We start from the raw sequence: 17374 nt of genomic DNA, 5'->3' as shown, positions 1-17374 counted from the left end.
GATATACGTCCGGCGCATATTTGCCAACCACCCCAGGATCTAGGCTCGGAGCGTCCCAGATCTCGGCGTATCAAAATCAGCTCAGCACAACGAGAGGAGAAGTCTATGAGTAGCAAGCAGCCGTCTCCGAGCAGTGCCGCGACCGACACAGTTCAAGAGGCAAAATTACAGCGGCACAAAGTAACTGGTGATGTCCACCTGGCCCTGCGTCGAGGCGACACCGTACTCTACGGCCAGCGTCAGAACACCGGCTTCGAGGATGGTGAGTGGCACCTTCCTTCCGGCCATCTGGAAGCTGACGAGTCCGTCGTAACAGCCCTCATCCGCGAGGCAGACGAAGAGATCGGCGTGACGATCAAGCCCGACGATGTGCAGTTCAGTGACATCATGCACAACTCGTCTTCCGGTGGGCGCGTGGCGTTTTTCTTCACCGTGACTGAGTGGCAGGGCGAGCCAACCAACCGCGAGCCCGAAAAGTGCAGTGGGCTGGAGTGGTTCGCGCTCGATGCGTTGCCGGATCACATGATCGGCTACTGCCGCGTGGCGATGAAGCATGTCGCGGACGGAACCTCGTTCTCGGTATACGGCTGGTAGAACGATGACGCTCCAGTCCGGCCCGGTGGTGTGCGTCAGCTACCTGGCATTGGCGGAGCTGTGGACGGTGCCTCGGTTCCCACTGGCGAACCGTCGGGCGGAGATTCAAAGCGTTACCTGGTCGATCGCAGCTGATGGTCCAATGACAGCGGCGGCGGTTGCATCCTTGGGAGCGCCGCCGTTACTAATTTCCAACGACATTGGCGATGACGAACACGGTCTGCGGGTTCCTCGGTGGCTGGACGATCGTCACGTCGAAGGCTCGATCGTGATGAGTCCAGAGATCAGCACGCCGCGGATCGTCGTGGCTGCCGACGGCAACGCTACCCGCACGTGGTTCGCCCATCTGCCCGGCGTGGTCGCGAGTTTGGAGAGTGCTGATCTGTCACCGCAGGCCAGTGCTTCGTTTATCTACGTAGATGGGCTACCAGCTCATCGAACCTCAGCCATGCGTGATCGAGGCCGGCCACGCCTTGAAGGTGCCGATACTCCTCAATCTCGGTGGCTCCGAACTATCGGGGGCGATGGCAACTGTGGTCCGTCGATGCTCGAATCTGGTGATTCAGACCAATGTTGACGACGCCGAACATGCCGAGGCACCAGCGGTTGCCAGGTCCCTGTTGGCTCGGACTGGCGCACATTGGGTTGTGGTGACAGCAGGCGCTGCTGGCGCCGTCGCCGTCAGCTCGTTTGACGAAGTAGCGATGTCGGCCTTCCCAGTTGATGTGTGGCATACGCACAGTGCGGGCGCGGCATTTTCCGGTGGCCTGCGGTCGGCGAACCAGAGTTAATAGCGGCATCTCTGCTCAAGGTGTGATCCGAGCTGGGCGCAAGAAATCTTGCAAGCCGTACATCGCGCGGCGCTATTGCGCGTTGGAGAAAGACTCATGAAGTCTCATATGGATGCGTCGCTCGTCGATTATTTCAGCTCGGTTTTGCAGAAGCCAGCGAACCGTTGCAATAATTGCGCGGATCTCAACGAGATCTAATACGTACGCCCTATGAAATGCGCGGGCAATGTCAGAAAGTCCGATCTTGCAGAACACAAGCGTCAATTCTCTGAAGGACAGAGCGGGGTCAGTCAATGCAAAGTAGTATTTGTTTCGACGACGATGGTAGACCCTTGTAAATGTCGGGTCTGCTAGATCACGAGCCATGTGGTTTATGTAGATATTCTTCAGAAGGCCAGTTCGAGATCCAATCCATCGAGCCCGGCGGCAAAAATCAACTTCCTCGTGATACATCCAGTATTTTTCATTTAATCCGAACAGGAGCCAGTATATTTCTGCGCGACAAAAGAATGCACTGCCTTGGACGTAGGGGACATCTCGAACCGTTGGAGTCTCTCTCGGCGCTTCTCGCAGCCTTCGTATGTACTGTGAGGCATATACGGTGCCTTCAAATCGTAGAATGGACCGTGTCCAAGTGTTGAGTTGGGTTAGCGTGCGATCATGATAATCGCACTGCATGGGTCCAACAATGCCATATTCGATGTTCTCGTCGAGAAACTGCTGTAGCGCACCTACGACTGTTGGCCCGACGATAGTGTCTGGATTCAAAAGGAATAAATACTGATAGTGCCCGATGCTGTCAGCCAGGCGAGCGCCTACGTTATTGGCTGCCGCGAATCCTATGTTTGTCGTACTCTTCTCGACAATTACCGACTTAAACGAGCGAGCTATCTCTACTGTATTATCAGACGAGTCATTGTCGACTACGATTACCGTCACGTTTGTAGCGGATTGCAAAATTGATTCTAGGCAATTGCCGATCATATTCTGATCGTTATATGTGACAATAATGACCGCTATATTGTTTTTCATTGTACTCTGCGCCAACTTTCCTGCTGAGCGTTCCTGTCGGGATGTAACCGCACGGCATCTTCGGCGCACTGCCACGTTCTATTTGTGGATCATCGCAATCTCTTCAGAGCTGCCTCGCACTCTTCGGCCTGTTGTTCATCCTTGCGCTCAAGGAAGATCAGCTTTGCGTCGGACAGAAGCTCTATAGCCGGTTCTGGCTGCCCGTCGAGAGCTAAGAGCTTTGCACGGACGACTTGTGCGAGTGCATCCCAGTATTGCTCCTTCAGCCGAAGGAGCAATGGGGTCGATTCTTCGTACAGCCGACTTGTCAACTCGTACAGGTCTAGGTCCGCGAGAATCGAAGCTAGTCGGAGTCTCGTCACAGCTGCCCACTTGCGATCGCCTAGTTGTTCCATCCGATCGATAGCGTCGAGAACTGACGAAAGATGTTCCTGATCCTGTCTACTCTTTATCATGATCATAACGAGATTTGCTTCGGCGTATGCCGACCACCGCACATCGCCCAAGGACTCGAATCCGAGCACCGCCTTTTCCAGTGCGCTCTGTGCGCGATCGGGATGTCCATACTTGGCTAGCACCTCGCCCATTATGAACTGTGCGTGTGACTGCCATCGACGACTATTGAGATCATGCCACATCTCTGTGGCGATCTCGATGTTCGTTAATGCTAAAACTTCATTGTTGGAATACGATTGAGTAATCGCGAGGTCTATCAGCGTGTACGCGATTCCGATCGGATCTCCAATTTGTTCAAAGATATATAGAGATCGCTCAATTGATTTCCGTGATTCTGGCCAGAGATCAGCTGTTCGGTAAATGTTTGTTAACATTTGAAGGCAGTAGGCCTCGCTGCGTTGGTTATTGATTATCCGTGCGGCACGCGCGGCGGTTTCAACATGCCAGCGCCAATCAGTCCAAAGGCCTCGGATGATAAAATAGGTAGGTATCATCGGCCCTAAATTAACAATAATGTTGTACAGTCCTACTTTCTCGGAGGCTTGCATCAACGCAGTCAAGCATTCGCGTTCTGAGTCGAACCAATCCTCGCTCAGCTGGATAATTTCTGGCCCAGGTGTCATTGGTATATCTAAAGCCTCTGCAGCCGTGTCTTTGTCTGCGAATTGGCGAGGCCTGCCTGGTTCGAGGACCTCAAGGAGCCCAACACCTCGTGCGATGAAATTCGATGCAATCGCGGCGAGGTCGGAAGCCCATTCCGCAGGATTTGTTATGGACTGCGAAAATTCTCGGGTAAGATCATGAAATGAATAGCGTATCTCTCTGACTTCGCCTGCTTGATCGAGCATCTCAACTCGATCAAGCAGGCATAGATCGAGCAACTCCTCTATCCCCGCTCTGCGGTCAGGTACTTGATCTGTATTTATGTCAGAGACCCATGCTGGAAAACTAGGCCAGTCGATTATGCCTAGACTGTGAAGTGCTCGTTTTCCACTATCTGTCAAGCTGTCATAGGAGTCTTGAAATACAGTATTCGGATTCCACATTTCCCCGGGCCGCTTCTGTAGCAATGTCCGGGCCGACACCCTTAAGTGCTCGTCGTATGCCCTGAGGGTTGCGTACTCCGACCTAATGAATCGGCGTGCAGCGAGACGTATGAAGGTGGGAATTGATCCGCAACGATTGACTACTCCTTCACCGAAGTCTTTATTCGGATCGAGCGTTTCAATGCCGGCGGTTCGACAAAACAGCTCCAAACCGTCGGATACCGACAAGCGTTGCAGAAATACTTCGAACGCATCGGAATCATACAATCGTGACCTGCTTGTGACGATGGTGGCAGACATTGTTCCGCCATGTATAAGGGGTTGTACTTGCTCGGTGCTGCGTGCATTATCGAGAATTACCAGGACATTGCGTTGAGCTATTGTTGTACGATAGGTTGACCACAGATGGTCTCGATCGGATGGTAGTTCGGAACGTTGCAGTCCTAGGCGCTCCAGGATATGTATCGCCACATTGAGCGGCTCCTTGGGTCGGCTGTTTTCGGTACCGTCATCTTCGCCACGTAAGTCGACCATGATGGTTCCGTCGGTGAACCGCTCGGTCGCCGCCCAGCCTGCTGCAACAGCTAATGACGTTTTGCCTATGCCGCCGCTTCCGGTGATCTTGACCGGATTCCCTTTGTCAAGTACTTCGAGTATGGAACTGAGCTCGCGATCACGGCCGATTAATGTTTGTGGCCGTGGCAGGTCATTTGGCTTTTGTGTTCTTCTATTATTGTCATCGTCAAGGGTTTGGTGTGCGGGCTGGGATGTTCGGTCGGCCGCATGTATTACGGCGATACCAATGCTTCCTGCCGTAATACTGCCGCCTTCGGCGTATAATTGAGCGACTGAGTTCGTCGCGTCTCTCTCAGATCTGCCGAGCGGAGTCAGGTTTGCTGAGTGCCCGGCACCGGAGGGTTTGTGTGATGCCTGCCTTCGATTGACACGTCGCCCATCTGCCAAGCTGCTGCAGATCCACGTTCGGCGCTGATGTCGACATCTCCCTGGATATGCGTACCGGTTGGCCGCCTCGGTGGGTGTTGCGGTGCTTGCCTGCTGTGTAGCCACAGCGATCCGACGAAACTCAATGACGTCAACCCGGCTACCGCGAGCCACATCCAGAGAGAGTTTCCTTCTTTGGTTGCTAAGTTGATCATGATTGCAATACCAGATGAAACTGCAGCTGTTAGTGCAGTTGGTGCGGCAACCGTTCTGGCGATAGACCCATGGGCCATTTCCGGTCCCTTCCAGCGGATTTCAGCCGCCGTACTTTTGGCGAATAATGCCGATCGACTTACCTGCAGTCTAGACGTTCCGCATGAGATGCAGTGTGTGAACGGGGGTCAGTGGCCGTACTGGTTTGCGTGAAGTGCCGTTCTTTGTCAAGGGGCATTGCGCGGATTGGGATTGATCGGACTTGACGTTGAAGCCGAGCGAGATATGTACTGGGCGGTATTTTTGTTATGCCACTCAGGTGGTCTCGTCCAGATATTGCAAACTTGGCGCTGATCGGATCGTCATCGCCTAAATGAACCACTTATGGGGAATGCCGAGTACTCTGGGTCGCGATTACTGTGAGCCGTGCGATCCATCACCTCGGCCGATCTGTTGTCGCAGCTCAGCCAGGCTGTCAAGTAGGTCGGTCCGGGTAGTGTTCTTCGTCGGTCCGCCCCTCGGTCGGATCACCACGCCGTTCTCGCGCAGCACCTTCGCCACGGTTCGCTTGGCCATGTGATGCTCGACCTTCGGCTGGGCCATCGACGTGCCCGCCGTGTACTTGGTGATGATATCGGCCGTCTCGGATGGACCCAGCTGCTTCTTTCTTCCGCCAGATGTCTTCGGCGGCGATGGCTTTGATCTGTGCGGTCCGCTTACTTCGATGCGCTTGCGCAGCTCAGCGAAGTCTTGGAGAAGGTCGGTCCGGTTCGAGTAAGTTCCCGCCATGTCCACTTCACTCGATGCGAGGCCCATGCCCACGGAGGGCGTGGGCCTTGTCTCGTTTCGTCGTGTTTTGTGGGGGCGCAGCCCCCACGCCCCGCCCGGCGGGCTTCGCCCCCGGACCCCCTCCCTGGTTCGCCGGTCCCAATGCCGTGCCCCCGGACCCCCTCCCTGGTTCGCCAGTCCCGAGGCCGCGCCCCGTAGCTCGCCGGATTCGATCCGGATGTGACGCGGTTTTCGCGTCTCCATCGTTCCCGTTCCGTTGTTGGCCAGTTGCCTGGTAACGAGGGTTGATCGGTGGCCGCGACGGGTCCATGCCGCAACCCGTTGTGTACGTCCGGCGTATATTTCGGTGCCGCCCTGGGGGCTAGGCTCGCCTCGTTCTGCCTGCCTCTCGGGCAAACCCCAGCCCAACTACTGTGGAAAGTAGGGGATTTCACTTCATGACTGACACGGTCACCAAAGCTCATGGCTCAGATACCCGCCGTCACAAGGTCACTGGTGACGTTCATCTTTTGCTATGCCGCGGAAACGAGGTCCTCTTCGGTCGGCGCCATAACACGGGCTTCGAGGATGGGGCCTGGCACTTGCCGTCCGGCCATCTCGAAGCCGACGAATCTGTTATCGCTGCCCTCATTCGTGAAGCCAACGAGGAAATCGGCGTAACAATCAAGCCGGACGATGCCCAGTTCCGCCACGTCATGCACAACTCTTCGTCCGGTGGCCGGATGGCGTTCTTCTTCACTGCGTGGAGCTGGCAGGGCGAGCCGGACAACCGCGAGCCGGGCAAATGTGCTGCCCTGGAATGGTTTTCAGCCGACGCGTTGCCTGATCACATGATCGACTACTGCCGCGTGGCGATGCAGTCCATCGCAGATGGCAATAGCCTCTCGGTTTACGGCTGGTAGCACAATGACGCCTCCGTCCAGATCGGTGGAAGGGTAAACCGATGGCGCGCACCGAGTTCTACGACGACCCTGCTGCACCCGAGCCGAACAGTCTTGTCGTTGCGGCCTCCGCTGTGGTGTGCGACGACCAGGGCCGCGTCTTGCTGCAGCGGCGGGCCGACAGTGGACTGTGGGCATTGCCCGGTGGCGGTATGGAGATGACCGACAGCCTCCCCGGCTGCGCGGTACGAGAGGTCTAGGAGGAAACCGGTCTCGGCATCGAAATCACCGGGCTCATCGGCACTTACACCGATCCGCGCCATACCTCGGCTAGAGATTCGGCGTATGCGTGTCCCGAAGAAGCGCCGCTGGGTCTCAACCAGGTCTGCTTTGTGGGTTGGCGCGAAGATAGGTTGATTGACCGATTCGGGGGTGGTTGGGGGCGCGGATTATCGGCGCATGATTCGAATGCTGCTAAGAGTGCTGGTGGGGTTGGGGTGTGTGGTGGTCGTGTTGTTGGGGAGTCCGGGGGCTGGGGCGCATCCGATGCCGGGGAGCAAGGTTGTGTTGGATGTGCGGGAGACTGCGATCAATGCGGAATTGTTGTTGCCTGCAGGGAATCTCGCGGAGGCTAGTGGGATCGATGTCAATGTGAAGGCGGTGTTGTCGGGGGAGGATGCTGCGGGGGTGGCGGGGTATCTGCGGGAGCATGTGCGGCCGGCGACGGTGGATGGTGTGCCTTGGGCTGTTGAGATCAGTGAGGTGCGGCTGGGGTATGCGGATCAGACGGGTGCTGGTTCGTACAAGGAAGTTGTTGCGCATGCGGTGTTGACTCCGCCGCCGGGCGCTGACATGCGGCGGTTTGTGTTGGGGTACGACGCTGTCGTCCATAAGGTTGTTACGCACGTTGCTATCGTTGCGGTGCGCCAGGATTGGCGAGCGGGGCGAGTCGATGTCGACAATGACGCTCGGCAGATCGGCGTGGTGCGGGTGGATGCGGGGTCCATGACTGTGCCGCCTCTGGCGGTGGATCTGGATGATGCCAGCGCGTGGCGGGGGTTCGTCGGGATGGTGGTGCTCGGTGGGCATCACATTCTCGAGGGCACCGACCATCTCCTGTTTCTGTTTACTCTGCTGCTGCCGGCTGTGTTGATAGCAAAGGCCGGTCGTTGGCATCCGGACAACCGTCCGCGTCGTGCGATTCGGCACATCCTCGCTGTCACAATCGCTTTCACCGTCGGACATTCCGTTGCGCTTGCGGTCAGCGCGCTGAGTCGGTTGGAGATCCCTGCGCGTCCGGTTGAGACGCTCATCGCCGCGACGATCCTGGTTGGCGGCGCGCACGCGATCCGGCCGCTGTTTCCGGGCCGAGAAGCCGTTGTCGCTGGGACATTCGGGCTTGTTCACGGTATGGCGTTCTCGTTCACCCTGGCCGAACTGGAGTTGTCCACCAGCCAACTGGCGCTCAGTCTGCTCGGGTTCAATCTGGGTATCGAGGCCGTTCAGTTGCTGCTTGTCGCGCTCGCCCTGCCGCCACTGCTGGTGCTGGCCACCACCCGGGCTCAGCCGGTCCTTCGCGTCGGCAGCGCACTGCTGGTGATCATCGCCGCGCTGGGCTGGGTGTTCGATCGACTCGGTGTCGTCAACCCGATCGCAAGTGCCGCCGACCAGGCAGGCACGACGATTCTTCCGATCATTACTATCGCGGCTGCTGCCGCCCTCGTGGTGCTGGCCGCCCAGGTGCTGAGACGGCGTTTGCTGACGACGTCGACCGGAACAGCTGGGGTCTCCGGGTAAGAACTGTGAACAACCGCTTGGTTCCGTAATCGAGCGGTACAGCGGACTCTGGCATACTCCCAGCAACACTGTCCGGCGTGCGCTCGCGTGTGGCCGTTGATGTTCGAACTTTTGCGGTAGCTTGCTGGATCCGGTGGACGCGTCGACATGCTGTTGATCTCGAAAGTTGTCGTAGCGCTGTTGCTTTCGGTTGCGCCCAGGGCGCAACTCGGGGTTGGGTGCTGCGGATTGTCGGTGTCCGGCGCCGCTGCGGATGCGAACCGGCTGGTCCGGACAATTGCAGGTCGCCTGCTCAGTTATCCGCCACGTGCCACCTATGCGTCGTTACGATGGTCGGGGAATCGGAGGGAGGCGCGACGCGGTGTCGGAAGTCAAGCGGGTGCCCAAGGGGGTCGACACGACCAAGCCGAACGCTGCGCGTGTATACAATTTCATGCTCGGCGGCAAGGACAACTACGAGATCGACCAGATGTTCGCGGCCAAGGTGCTCGAGGTCGCTCCGGACACCAAGACCCAAGCCTGGTACAGCCGCCGGTTCCTGGTCAAGGCAACCACCATCGCCGCGGAAAATGGGGTGCGGCAGTTCATCGATCTCGGTGCAGGCATCCCGATCTCGCCGAGCCCGCATGAGGTGGCGAAGCAATACGACGACACGGCGCGGGTGGTTTTCGTCGACTACGACCCGGTGGTCATGGTGCACGCCGACGTTTTCGTGTCGGGTCTCTCGGGTGTGACACCACTGCTTGCCGATGCGCGTCGCCCGGACGAGCTCATCGAGATCTTGCGAACGCGGGAACTGATCGACTTCGACGAACCGGTAGCGGTGCTCGCGGTCGGACTGCTGCATTACGTCATGGATGACGAATACCCCGCCGACATCCTCGCGCGGTTCCGCGACGTGATGGCGCCGGGCAGCTACTTCGCCTTCACCCACGCGTCCACCGAGACAGCCGAGGCCTTCATCGCCCGTGCCGAGAAGAACCTCGTCAACAGTACTTCGCAGCTTCGATTCCGTACCCAGGCCGACGTGGCCGCGCTGCTGGACGGTTACGAGATCGTCGAACCCGGGGTGGTCACGGTTCAGCAGTGGCTCGGTGGTGACTTGCCCGACACCACTCTGGCGATCCTCGGTGCGATCGGTCGCAAGTCCTGAGGTTGTCCTGCGGAGGCACTCGATCATGCGGTGGGGATGTGAGGGACTGCGGCGCGGGGGTTTTGGCCTTTGAAGGCGAGGGTGATGATGAAGCCGGCGGCTTCTTCTAGTTGGCGGGCGCGGGTCAAGGGGCCGTAAGGAGCGGGAGTCGAACCGGTATCGCGGATGAGAGTTGCTGTGGTGGTTAGGGATTGGGGGTTGTCGCCGCAGTAGGGGACTGTTACCGGAGGTCTGGTCGGGTCGGTCCATTGGTCGGCGGGGTAGAGGTGGAAGGCCTTTACTACGTGGGAGCCGGGGGCCAGGTGGGCTATGTGCTGGGCGGCGGAGGTGTCGGGTGGGAGGAGGTGGGTGCCGATGCCGTGGTCTATGGCGTTGGTGGGGTCGATGAGGGTTGTGCCGGTGAGGGTTCCGGTGGTGGCATGGGTGGCGCCGAGGATGTCGGGTACGCCGGACCATGCGATGGCCAGGAGGACGGCGTCTACGTCGACGATGGCTTCGGGCACTGTAGTTGCGGTGCCGCCTAGCTGCGCCGCCAGGTTGCGGGCTTTGGTCAATGATCTTCCGGCGATGGTGATTTCGTGTCCGGCACGGGCCCAGGCGGTTCCAAGCGCGTTGGCCATCGTGCCGGTGCCGAGAATTACGATGCGCATAAGTGCTCTCTCATGAAGTCGATGCTGAACGAGAGCTACGGTAGGCACACCGATGCGCACCGGATGGTGCGTGAAGGGTGGGGGACCATGGGGGGATGAGTGGTTTCGCGGGGCAGGAGTTGGCGGCAGACTGCCGGGTCCGGGCGGGAATCGACTTGTTCGCGCACACGTGGGATCCGGTGGTGTTGGCGGCGCTGCGTGACGGGGCGCTGCGGCGGCGTCAGCTGCGGGTCAGCATCGGCGGTGTGAGCGATAAGGCGCTTACCGAGGCGTTGCGGCGGTTGCTGGGGAACGGGCTGGTCGAGCGACGTAGTTATGCGCAGGTTCCGCCTCGTGTCGAATACGAATTGACCGGTCTGGGACAGAGTCTGGTCGACGGGCCGATGAAAGCGCTTGGTGCGTGGGTGCTCGAGCATGGCGACGAGCTCCTTGCGGCGCAGCGCGATATTCCGCAAGAGCTACGCGCGCAGTGATTTTGCGGCGCGATCTCTGAGAGATTCTGTTGCGCAATCACGTTAGTGAGTTTTGTGTGGCTGATCGAGGTCTCGTGACCCGCGCCGGTTGACCGGGCCGCCGCTCGATTTCGGATATGCCGAAGGCCCTGGCCGCACAGGCCGGGCCTTCATAGGAAGTGGGGCAAGGGTTTTCACGCGCGACGGAGCGACGTGAGCGATGCGCCTGCGGTGGCGACTGCCGCGCCGAGAAGCACGACGTCCTTGATCAGGAACCCGCCCGCGGAGCCGAGGTAGGGAAAGCCGTAGCCGGGTTGCCAGACGCCGGGGGTGGTGAGCATGAAGCTGAGGGTGATCAGGAACATGACGACCGCGCCGAGACTGGCGAGGGCGGACAGGCCTGGGACCCACTTCCATGAGGCGATCAGCAGGCCGAGCGCCACCTCGATGACGCCGAGGACCGCGGAGAGTGCGGTCATGCTGAGGAAGTTGTAAAGCCACGACATCAGCGGTGAGTTCTCGATCAAAGGCTGGATGCCTTGGGCCTCGAAGGCGAAGAACTTCATGGCGCCGATCCAGATAAGGACGAGGGCAAGGCCGTAGCGGACGATCGCGCCACCGACGCTCTGCAGGTCGGTCGCTCGATTCTCCAGGGGAGTAAGGGTTTTCGTAGTCATAACGGACTCCAGCTGAGTGATTGCACGGTCCGGATCTCGCAGATCTCGTGACCGTCTAATTGAACACACTGGTTAGCATCTCGCAGTGGCCACTAACCTGTCAAGTGGATACACTGGTCTCATGGCGATGGGTGATGTGGTGTCGGCGCACCGGTTGGTCGAGTTCATCAACACGCGGCACTGCCCGGACGGCGACGACGTGCTGGAAGACGGACGTGGCGCCGCCTGGCTCGCCGACTGGCTCGGTACGCCGGGGGTGCGCATCGGACCCGAAGAACTGGCGCCGTTGCGGGAACTGCGTGAGGGGCTGCGTCAGCTCGCCGCGGCGAACAACGGCGAAGAGCCGGAAACTGACGCGGTGACCGCGGCGGCGAAGATCGTCGATTCGGTGCCGTTGCGGATGCGGCTGGGTGATCAGGAGCAAGCTCCCGACCTTGTCGCGGTCGGCACGGACATCGTCGAGCAAAGCATCGCCGCGGTGGCGCACACCTATCTCGCGGTCCGCGCCGACGGGGTATGGTCGCGCATCAAGTCTTGTGCCGCAGCGGATTGCCGCTGGGCCTATCTGGACATTTCACGCAACGGATCGCGCCGCTGGTGCGACATGGCCAACTGCGGCAACCGCGCCAAGAATCGCGCGTGGCGCAGCAGGTCACAGCTCTGATCGGTGGAAATTCCTACGCCGCAACGATGTTCGGCACGGACACGGCCGAGGCGAACGTATCTCGACGCGAGCGGCGGATAGCTCCCGCTATTTCTGCCACGGAATCTGACGGACGAATGATTCACTGTGCGCGACTTACAAAGCCCGAAACAGTCTGGCGGAGCCGAGGTTACGAGCGCGGGCACACCACGGGCGAGGGGGATCGGCAGGAGCTCTTGCGTGGCAACCACCTACCGCTATAGCCTGCGTCACTGATGGCTGGACATGGATGTCAGGCTGGCGGTTCTCGAATCTCGCCCTCATTCAAGGGAGTGCGTCGCGTGCGAAGCTCGGTTCGGACAATGGCCGCTGTTGCGGCCGCAGCATTGCTGTGCGTCATACCTGGTGTGGCTCAAGCCGACCCCGGTCCAGGGGCAGGTGAATGCTCCTCGTTCTCCTCCCCGGTACCGCAGGGACAACTGGCCTCGACCCTGTGCCTGCCGTCGGCGCCGACCGACACCCTCATGGTGTTGATGTCGGGCTCCAACTACAACGGCACCTACTGGGACTTCCAATATCAGCCGGAGACCTACAATTTCCGGCGCGCGATGAACGCCGCAGGCTTCGCGACGCTGATCGTCGATCGGCTCGGCAACGGCGCGAGCACGCATCCGCCGAGCTTGACCCTGACTGCGACAGCCACCGCACAGGCCCTGCACGAGATCGTGCAGACCGCCCGGCGCGGCATCGCGGGCGCGCAGCCGTTCGGCAAGGTCGTCACCGTCGGCCACTCGCTGACTTCCGGTACCTCCGTCATCGAGGCAACCAGCCACCATGACGTGGATGGTGTTCTGCTGACCGGATATTCGCACGCCTTGAACATCTCCGAGACCCTCGGCGTCATCTCCACCTACTACCAGGCGGCGAACGATCCGGTGTTCGCAGGCCAAAACCTGGACCCCGGCTACCTCACCTCGCGACCGGGCACGCGCATGCACGACTTCCACGGGGAGGGCAACGTCGACCCCGAGGTGCTCGCGATCGATGAGCGGACCAAGGAAACCTTCTCGCTCACCGAATACCCCGACGGCCTGACCTCCACCCTGCCCGGCATGTCCAGCTTCATCACCGCGCCGGTGCTGATCGTCAACGGGGGTTTGGATCGACTGGCTTGCGGCACCAACTATTCGATCTGTCGGGACTCGGCGACGTTGCAGGCTGCGGAGGCACCGTTTTTCGGGCCGTCCGCAAAACTGCAGGCCTTCGTGCTGCCCGGTAGCGGGCACTCGGTAAACTTGGCGCGGAACACGGTCGCCTATCACAGGGCCGTGATCGACTGGATGAACTCGACCGTTCGGCAGTGACCCGGCAATTTCGTCGATCGCCTCGCGCCGCACGCGCGGATCGGCTGAAATAGAACGAGCCGAAGTAACGCAGTGACCCGTTTGAATAACCCGACGCCGTTGGATATTCGAGGTGGCTATGAGCACGCCCGTAGACTTGACACTCGACCAGCTCCGGCACGACCTGCGCGAGCTCGCCGGTCTTGCCGAAGTTCGCTACGACCCGACGGTCGTTGATCCGGTGCTCGAGGTACTCGATGAGCTCTGGGCCAGCTCGTGGATCGGCACGCGCACCACCACGCAGCCGGCCAACCGCCGGGAGGTCAGCGCTCGGCTGATGAGTTCGGACGAATCCGCCCGCCCTGTGGCGGCACTGCGCGACGCGGGCCTGCTCGAGTTCACCGGCCACCCGATGGAGCGGTTGCTGGCCGAGGTCACCGCCGCCGTGCCGGTGCGGTGGGGAGTCGACCTGTCGGTCGTGCGCGGCGTGCAGAAGATCTGGCTGGTGTTCCCCGAGTTGGTCTCGGTGGACCGCATGCTCTCGTTCCCCGGCATCCCGGACGCGGCGCGCGACCATGCCGGGCACCTGAATCGCTACGGCGGCGAAATCGGCATCATGGCACTGGATTTCCTGAGCCACACGATGAACTGGTACTCCCAGGTCTTCGCGCCAGGAACGCTGACCGCCGCCGACATCACCGTGATACTGGCCGAACTCGACTTCGTCCCAGCGAGCGAGGAAGAGCTCAGCTTGCTTGCCAAGACGTTCAACGTCTACCGCACCTTCTCCTGGGACTCGCCGCGCATGCACCGCATCGCGTTCCCGGTGCGCACCGACGCCGCGCACTTCCCGGTGCACCTCGACCCGGTGCTCGACCGCTTCGTCGGCGGCGCGCCCTTCGTCGACACGGGCGAGCACGGTTTCGTGTTCTACACCGCGTACGGTCCGAACGATCGGTACTACAAGGTGCAGGCCGACTACCGCTCCGCCGCGCGCGCGACCTTCCCCGGCGGCACCGCCCCGCAAATCACCTAGCCCCGGTCCGTGTGCCGCCACCCGGGATGCGCGACGATGCCGTGCGGTATCTCGACGCGCGACGGATAGGGCACTGGATGCAGGCGACCGAACGTGGTGACTGGCGCAAGGTCAGCAGGCGCGCTGTTCTGACTGCCGCCGTTGCCGGGGTCTGGCTTGCGGCGGACGGCTCGGCGAACACCGCGGTCCGAACGGATCCACACACCGATGTGCTCTTCATCGGCGCCCATCCCGACGATGAATCGAGCCTGCTCGCCACCTTCGGCCAGTGGCGCGAGAACCTCGGGCTGAGCACGAGCGTCGTCACCGTCACGCGTGGCGAAGGCGGCGGAAATGCGGCTGGGCCTGCGGAAGGCCCGGAACTCGGGCTGATCCGCGAAACCGAGGAACGCGAGGCGAATGCCTTCGCAGGCATCGACACCATCTATTACCTCGACAAGCCGGACTTCTGGTACACCCTCTCCGCGCCGTTGACCGCTCGCATATGGGACGCGCAGGACACGCTGGCGCGGATCGTGCGCTTGGTGCGCGAGACCACGCCGCACACGATCGTGGTGATGGGTCCGCGTCCGTTCAATCAGCATGGTGGCCATCAACTGTCGGCACGCCTCGGCATCGAGGCGTTCCGAGCGGCCGCCGACCCGCTGGTCTGTCCCGAACAGATTGCCGACGAAGGGCTGGCGCCGTGGCAGCCGACCAGGCTGCTTGCCCAGTGCTACGCCTTCGAAACGGTGCTGGGCGCAGAGGCTTCCGTGCAGCGCCGCATCGATCCCGAGACCGGCCTGCCGGTCCTCGGTGTGTGGTCCGGTGTCCGGTCCCGCGCACACAACGCGACGTGGGCACAGGTCGAGCGAGACGCGCAGCGGATATATCGCACGCAGGGCTTCACGGCGATGCCCGCGCAGGTGCCGACGGATCCGAGCCAACTCGGCTCCGACTGGTTCACCGTGCTGGCCGAGCAGGGGCGTTTCGTCGAGGCGCCGGTGCATCGGCAGGCCGAGCTCAGACCGCTGTACGCCGAATTCGCGGCCTGGTGCGATCGAATTGGGTTGCCGTGGTTGGCAAATCAGGTGCAGCCGAACTATCCGCCGAAGCCGAGCACCACGATCCCTGCGGTGCCGAGCGCGCCGGTGCTCAACGGCATCGACGGACCGGGGGAGTATCCGGGCCCTGAACTGCCACTCGTGCGCTGGCAGGGCGAGGGTGGTGCGGCGACGGCCAAGCTGTCCAGGCACGACGACGACCTGTACGTGCTGGTGACGGTCGCCGACGAGCGAAAGGGTGCGGCACTCGCGACGGACGACATCAAACGGCATTGGCGCACCGACGCCGTCGAAATCGCGATCGATCCCGGCGGCAATTCCGTCGACACCTCGACCACCTTCAAACTCGGTGTCCTGCCTTTCACCGCAGACGGAACCGCCGCGGCCGAGCGGGACGCCGACAACCATCAGGGCCAGGCCCGCGACACCGCACCGGGAGTCCAGATCGCCGCACTGGTCACCGAGCCGTACCGCGGCTACACGGTGGAGGTGAAGATCCCGCTGACCGCGCTGCCCGGACCGGTCGACCCGACCGCGTTCGCGATGAACATCCTGGTCTACGACTCCGACACGACCGACAAGATCGGCCGCTCCCGCCTGGCCTGGTCGCCGTTCGGCAGCGCGCAGGCGGACCCCTACGTGTGGGGCACCGCAACACTGGACGGCTATCGCCCGTCCGCGCAGCACGCCGAAAGTCCGCCCGTCATACCGCAGACCGCGACACGCAGTGTGGACTCTCCTGCCTCGCGCGCGCAGGCCCGGCGCACCGGAGTTCCGCTGGCGGGAGCGCCGCGCGGCCGGTGAGCGGCGGCAATTCGTTGTCTCGCACTATCTTCGCCACGCTCCATGGCCGCCGACCCGACGGAGATCATTTGCCTGGAATGCCGAATCTTGTTGCGTTGAAACATAACCGACGGTTCGCGTAGCGAATTGCCTGCGCCGCAATGACATACGATCCTACACTGGATGCACGACCATTCCGGACACTGCTCGGAATGTGAACCTTCTTTGCAGAATCGCAGGTCTTCCCATGCGTGTAATCCTCTACGGCTGCGGCGATTTCTCCTATGTGATCGAATATCTCCAGGAAACGCTTCAGATGCTGAAGATGCCCGCCTTTCAGGCTTTCGACCCATCGAACTGGCGTGCGCACGTTCCGGTGGATGTGATGGCAACGGAGTTACGCAACGAAGAGCAGCTCAGGAGGCAGTACGGTGCGCGGGTGATGGAGAACATCGGCGCGCTCACCCGGTCCGGAGTCAACGTGCAGTTGGGTGTCGACGCGGTCAACCATCCCTTCTACGGCCCGTTCGATCTGGTGATCTTCCGCAATCCGCACACCGGAAACTATGGCAGCAGCGCGGATCCGTCGATGGTGTCCTACGTCGAAAGTATCGGCTCGAACAGCCAGCTGTTCGATGGCGTGCTCAAGCAGACAGCCCGCACGCGCGTACCCTACGGACTCGTGTTGATCACGGTCGTCGGCTGGCCCTACCTCGGCAAGAATCCGAAGGGTGGCCTCGGATTCCAAGGCCTGCAACTCGAAAACGCCAAGTACGCCATCGAATATGGTGAACGCGCAGGACTCGAATTCCTGCAACATATCAACCTCGGTCAGAAGTGGGTCGCCCGAAATACCGGCGGCACCTTTGTCGCCGACGAAATAGGCCTGCTGTATCGCGACGCCACGAAATGGCGTGATATTCGCGAACTCGAGCACACCATGCGCGCTTACGACGAAGCGCAGCTGCCCGAATGGACCCGCCTGCACCCCGAATTCGAGGCGATGAAACGCAAGCTCGCCACCGGACAGTAGGGGCAGAGCCCAGTCCGCGC

General features: G+C 60.9%; 17 protein-coding genes. 12 read left to right on the top strand and 5 right to left on the bottom strand.

From position 1 onward, the window contains the following. Positions 1–105 precede the first annotated feature (105 nt). Positions 106–594 (top strand): NUDIX domain-containing protein, encoded by a 489-nt coding sequence (locus ACGFNJ_RS07425; protein WP_393444508.1) that lies wholly within the window; start codon positions 106–108, stop codon positions 592–594. Positions 595–1013: 419 nt separating this feature from the next. Then, positions 1014–1385, top strand: coding sequence for a PfkB family carbohydrate kinase (locus tag ACGFNJ_RS07420; protein WP_393444506.1), 372 nt, complete (start codon positions 1014–1016; stop codon positions 1383–1385). Positions 1386–1457: 72 nt separating this feature from the next. Here the strand turns inward: ACGFNJ_RS07420 and ACGFNJ_RS07415 are convergent, their stop codons facing one another. The 3 genes from ACGFNJ_RS07415 to ACGFNJ_RS07405 form a co-directional block, all read right to left on the bottom strand. Next, a complete protein-coding gene (locus ACGFNJ_RS07415; protein ID WP_393444504.1) occupies positions 1458–2417 on the bottom strand; it encodes a glycosyltransferase family 2 protein in 960 nt (319 codons plus the stop codon). Between the two features lie 89 nt (positions 2418–2506). Further along, positions 2507–4882 carry a hypothetical protein gene (locus ACGFNJ_RS07410; RefSeq protein ID WP_393444502.1) on the bottom strand — a complete coding sequence of 792 codons (2376 nt, stop codon included), beginning with the start codon at positions 4880–4882 and terminating at the stop codon, positions 2507–2509. 606 nt (positions 4883–5488) lie between these two features. Next, positions 5489–5896 carry a hypothetical protein gene (locus ACGFNJ_RS07405; RefSeq protein WP_393444500.1) on the bottom strand — a complete coding sequence of 136 codons (408 nt, stop codon included), beginning with the start codon at positions 5894–5896 and terminating at the stop codon, positions 5489–5491. 404 nt (positions 5897–6300) lie between these two features. Here ACGFNJ_RS07405 and ACGFNJ_RS07400 point away from each other — a divergent pair, with 404 nt between their 5' ends. From ACGFNJ_RS07400 to ACGFNJ_RS07385, 4 genes are all read left to right on the top strand, one after another. Continuing rightward, positions 6301–6765 (top strand): NUDIX domain-containing protein, encoded by a 465-nt coding sequence (locus tag ACGFNJ_RS07400; protein ID WP_393444498.1) that lies wholly within the window; start codon positions 6301–6303, stop codon positions 6763–6765. A 41-nt stretch (positions 6766–6806) separates the two neighbouring features. Beyond that, a complete protein-coding gene (locus ACGFNJ_RS07395; RefSeq protein ID WP_393444495.1) occupies positions 6807–7004 on the top strand; it encodes an NUDIX domain-containing protein in 198 nt (65 codons plus the stop codon). 199 nt (positions 7005–7203) lie between these two features. Further along, positions 7204–8541, top strand: a complete 1338-nt coding sequence (locus ACGFNJ_RS07390) for a HupE/UreJ family protein (protein ID WP_393444493.1) — start codon at positions 7204–7206, stop codon at positions 8539–8541. A gap of 361 nt (positions 8542–8902) precedes the next feature. Further along, positions 8903–9694: an SAM-dependent methyltransferase gene (locus ACGFNJ_RS07385; RefSeq protein ID WP_393444491.1), complete on the top strand. Its 792-nt coding sequence runs from the start codon at positions 8903–8905 to the stop codon at positions 9692–9694. Between the two features lie 23 nt (positions 9695–9717). On the opposite strand, the gene ACGFNJ_RS07380 is transcribed toward ACGFNJ_RS07385, so the two are convergent. Further along, positions 9718–10392: an NADPH-dependent F420 reductase gene (locus ACGFNJ_RS07380; RefSeq protein WP_393445884.1), complete on the bottom strand. Its 675-nt coding sequence runs from the start codon at positions 10390–10392 to the stop codon at positions 9718–9720. Between the two features lie 47 nt (positions 10393–10439). Here ACGFNJ_RS07380 and ACGFNJ_RS07375 point away from each other — a divergent pair, with 47 nt between their 5' ends. Further along, a complete protein-coding gene (locus tag ACGFNJ_RS07375) occupies positions 10440–10817 on the top strand; it encodes a winged helix-turn-helix transcriptional regulator (RefSeq protein WP_393444488.1) in 378 nt (125 codons plus the stop codon). Between the two features lie 173 nt (positions 10818–10990). Here ACGFNJ_RS07375 and ACGFNJ_RS07370 read toward each other — a convergent pair whose 3' ends face one another. Continuing rightward, positions 10991–11473: a YkgB family protein gene (locus ACGFNJ_RS07370; RefSeq protein WP_393444486.1), complete on the bottom strand. Its 483-nt coding sequence runs from the start codon at positions 11471–11473 to the stop codon at positions 10991–10993. Between the two features lie 121 nt (positions 11474–11594). On the opposite strand from ACGFNJ_RS07370, the gene ACGFNJ_RS07365 reads away from it, so the two are divergent. From ACGFNJ_RS07365 to ACGFNJ_RS07345, 5 genes are all read left to right on the top strand, one after another. Continuing rightward, entirely contained in the window at positions 11595–12137 is a 543-nt protein-coding gene (locus ACGFNJ_RS07365) for a CGNR zinc finger domain-containing protein (RefSeq protein WP_393444484.1), read from the top strand. A 341-nt stretch (positions 12138–12478) separates the two neighbouring features. Further along, positions 12479–13480: an alpha/beta hydrolase gene (locus tag ACGFNJ_RS07360; RefSeq protein ID WP_393444482.1), complete on the top strand. Its 1002-nt coding sequence runs from the start codon at positions 12479–12481 to the stop codon at positions 13478–13480. A 118-nt stretch (positions 13481–13598) separates the two neighbouring features. After that, positions 13599–14495, top strand: coding sequence for an aromatic prenyltransferase (locus ACGFNJ_RS07355; protein WP_393444480.1), 897 nt, complete (start codon positions 13599–13601; stop codon positions 14493–14495). 77 nt (positions 14496–14572) lie between these two features. Continuing rightward, complete coding sequence (locus ACGFNJ_RS07350) at positions 14573–16342, top strand: sugar-binding protein (protein ID WP_393444478.1); 1770 nt, start codon at positions 14573–14575, stop codon at positions 16340–16342. A 226-nt stretch (positions 16343–16568) separates the two neighbouring features. Next, the gene (locus tag ACGFNJ_RS07345) at positions 16569–17354 is read left to right on the top strand and encodes a Rossmann-like fold-containing protein (RefSeq protein WP_393444476.1); all 786 of its coding nucleotides are present in this window, start codon (positions 16569–16571) and stop codon (positions 17352–17354) included. The last annotated feature ends 20 nt before the right edge of the window (positions 17355–17374 follow it).

This window comes from Nocardia sp. NPDC049149, assembly GCF_043197455.1.
GTDB lineage: Bacteria > Actinomycetota > Actinomycetes > Mycobacteriales > Mycobacteriaceae > Nocardia.
This window is presented reverse-complemented; position numbering and strand designations above follow the sequence as displayed.

Bases quoted from the DNA above. Each gene is read 5' to 3' on its own strand.
- ACGFNJ_RS07425 (WP_393444508.1), top strand. From the start codon at position 106: ATGAGTAGCAAGCAGCCGTCTCCGAGCAGTGCCGCGACCGACACAGTT.
- ACGFNJ_RS07395 (WP_393444495.1), top strand. From the start codon at position 6,807: ATGGCGCGCACCGAGTTCTACGACGACCCTGCTGCACCCGAGCCGAAC.
- ACGFNJ_RS07375 (WP_393444488.1), top strand. From the start codon at position 10,440: ATGAGTGGTTTCGCGGGGCAGGAGTTGGCGGCAGACTGCCGGGTCCGG.
- ACGFNJ_RS07355 (WP_393444480.1), top strand. From the start codon at position 13,599: ATGAGCACGCCCGTAGACTTGACACTCGACCAGCTCCGGCACGACCTG.
- ACGFNJ_RS07415 (WP_393444504.1), bottom strand. From the start codon at position 2,417: ATGAAAAACAATATAGCGGTCATTATTGTCACATATAACGATCAGAAT.
- ACGFNJ_RS07365 (WP_393444484.1), top strand. From the start codon at position 11,595: ATGGCGATGGGTGATGTGGTGTCGGCGCACCGGTTGGTCGAGTTCATC.
- ACGFNJ_RS07390 (WP_393444493.1), top strand. From the start codon at position 7,204: ATGATTCGAATGCTGCTAAGAGTGCTGGTGGGGTTGGGGTGTGTGGTG.
- ACGFNJ_RS07345 (WP_393444476.1), top strand. From the start codon at position 16,569: ATGCGTGTAATCCTCTACGGCTGCGGCGATTTCTCCTATGTGATCGAA.
- ACGFNJ_RS07350 (WP_393444478.1), top strand. From the start codon at position 14,573: ATGCAGGCGACCGAACGTGGTGACTGGCGCAAGGTCAGCAGGCGCGCT.
- ACGFNJ_RS07370 (WP_393444486.1), bottom strand. From the start codon at position 11,473: ATGACTACGAAAACCCTTACTCCCCTGGAGAATCGAGCGACCGACCTG.
- ACGFNJ_RS07420 (WP_393444506.1), top strand. From the start codon at position 1,014: ATGGGCTACCAGCTCATCGAACCTCAGCCATGCGTGATCGAGGCCGGC.
- ACGFNJ_RS07400 (WP_393444498.1), top strand. From the start codon at position 6,301: ATGACTGACACGGTCACCAAAGCTCATGGCTCAGATACCCGCCGTCAC.
- ACGFNJ_RS07360 (WP_393444482.1), top strand. From the start codon at position 12,479: ATGGCCGCTGTTGCGGCCGCAGCATTGCTGTGCGTCATACCTGGTGTG.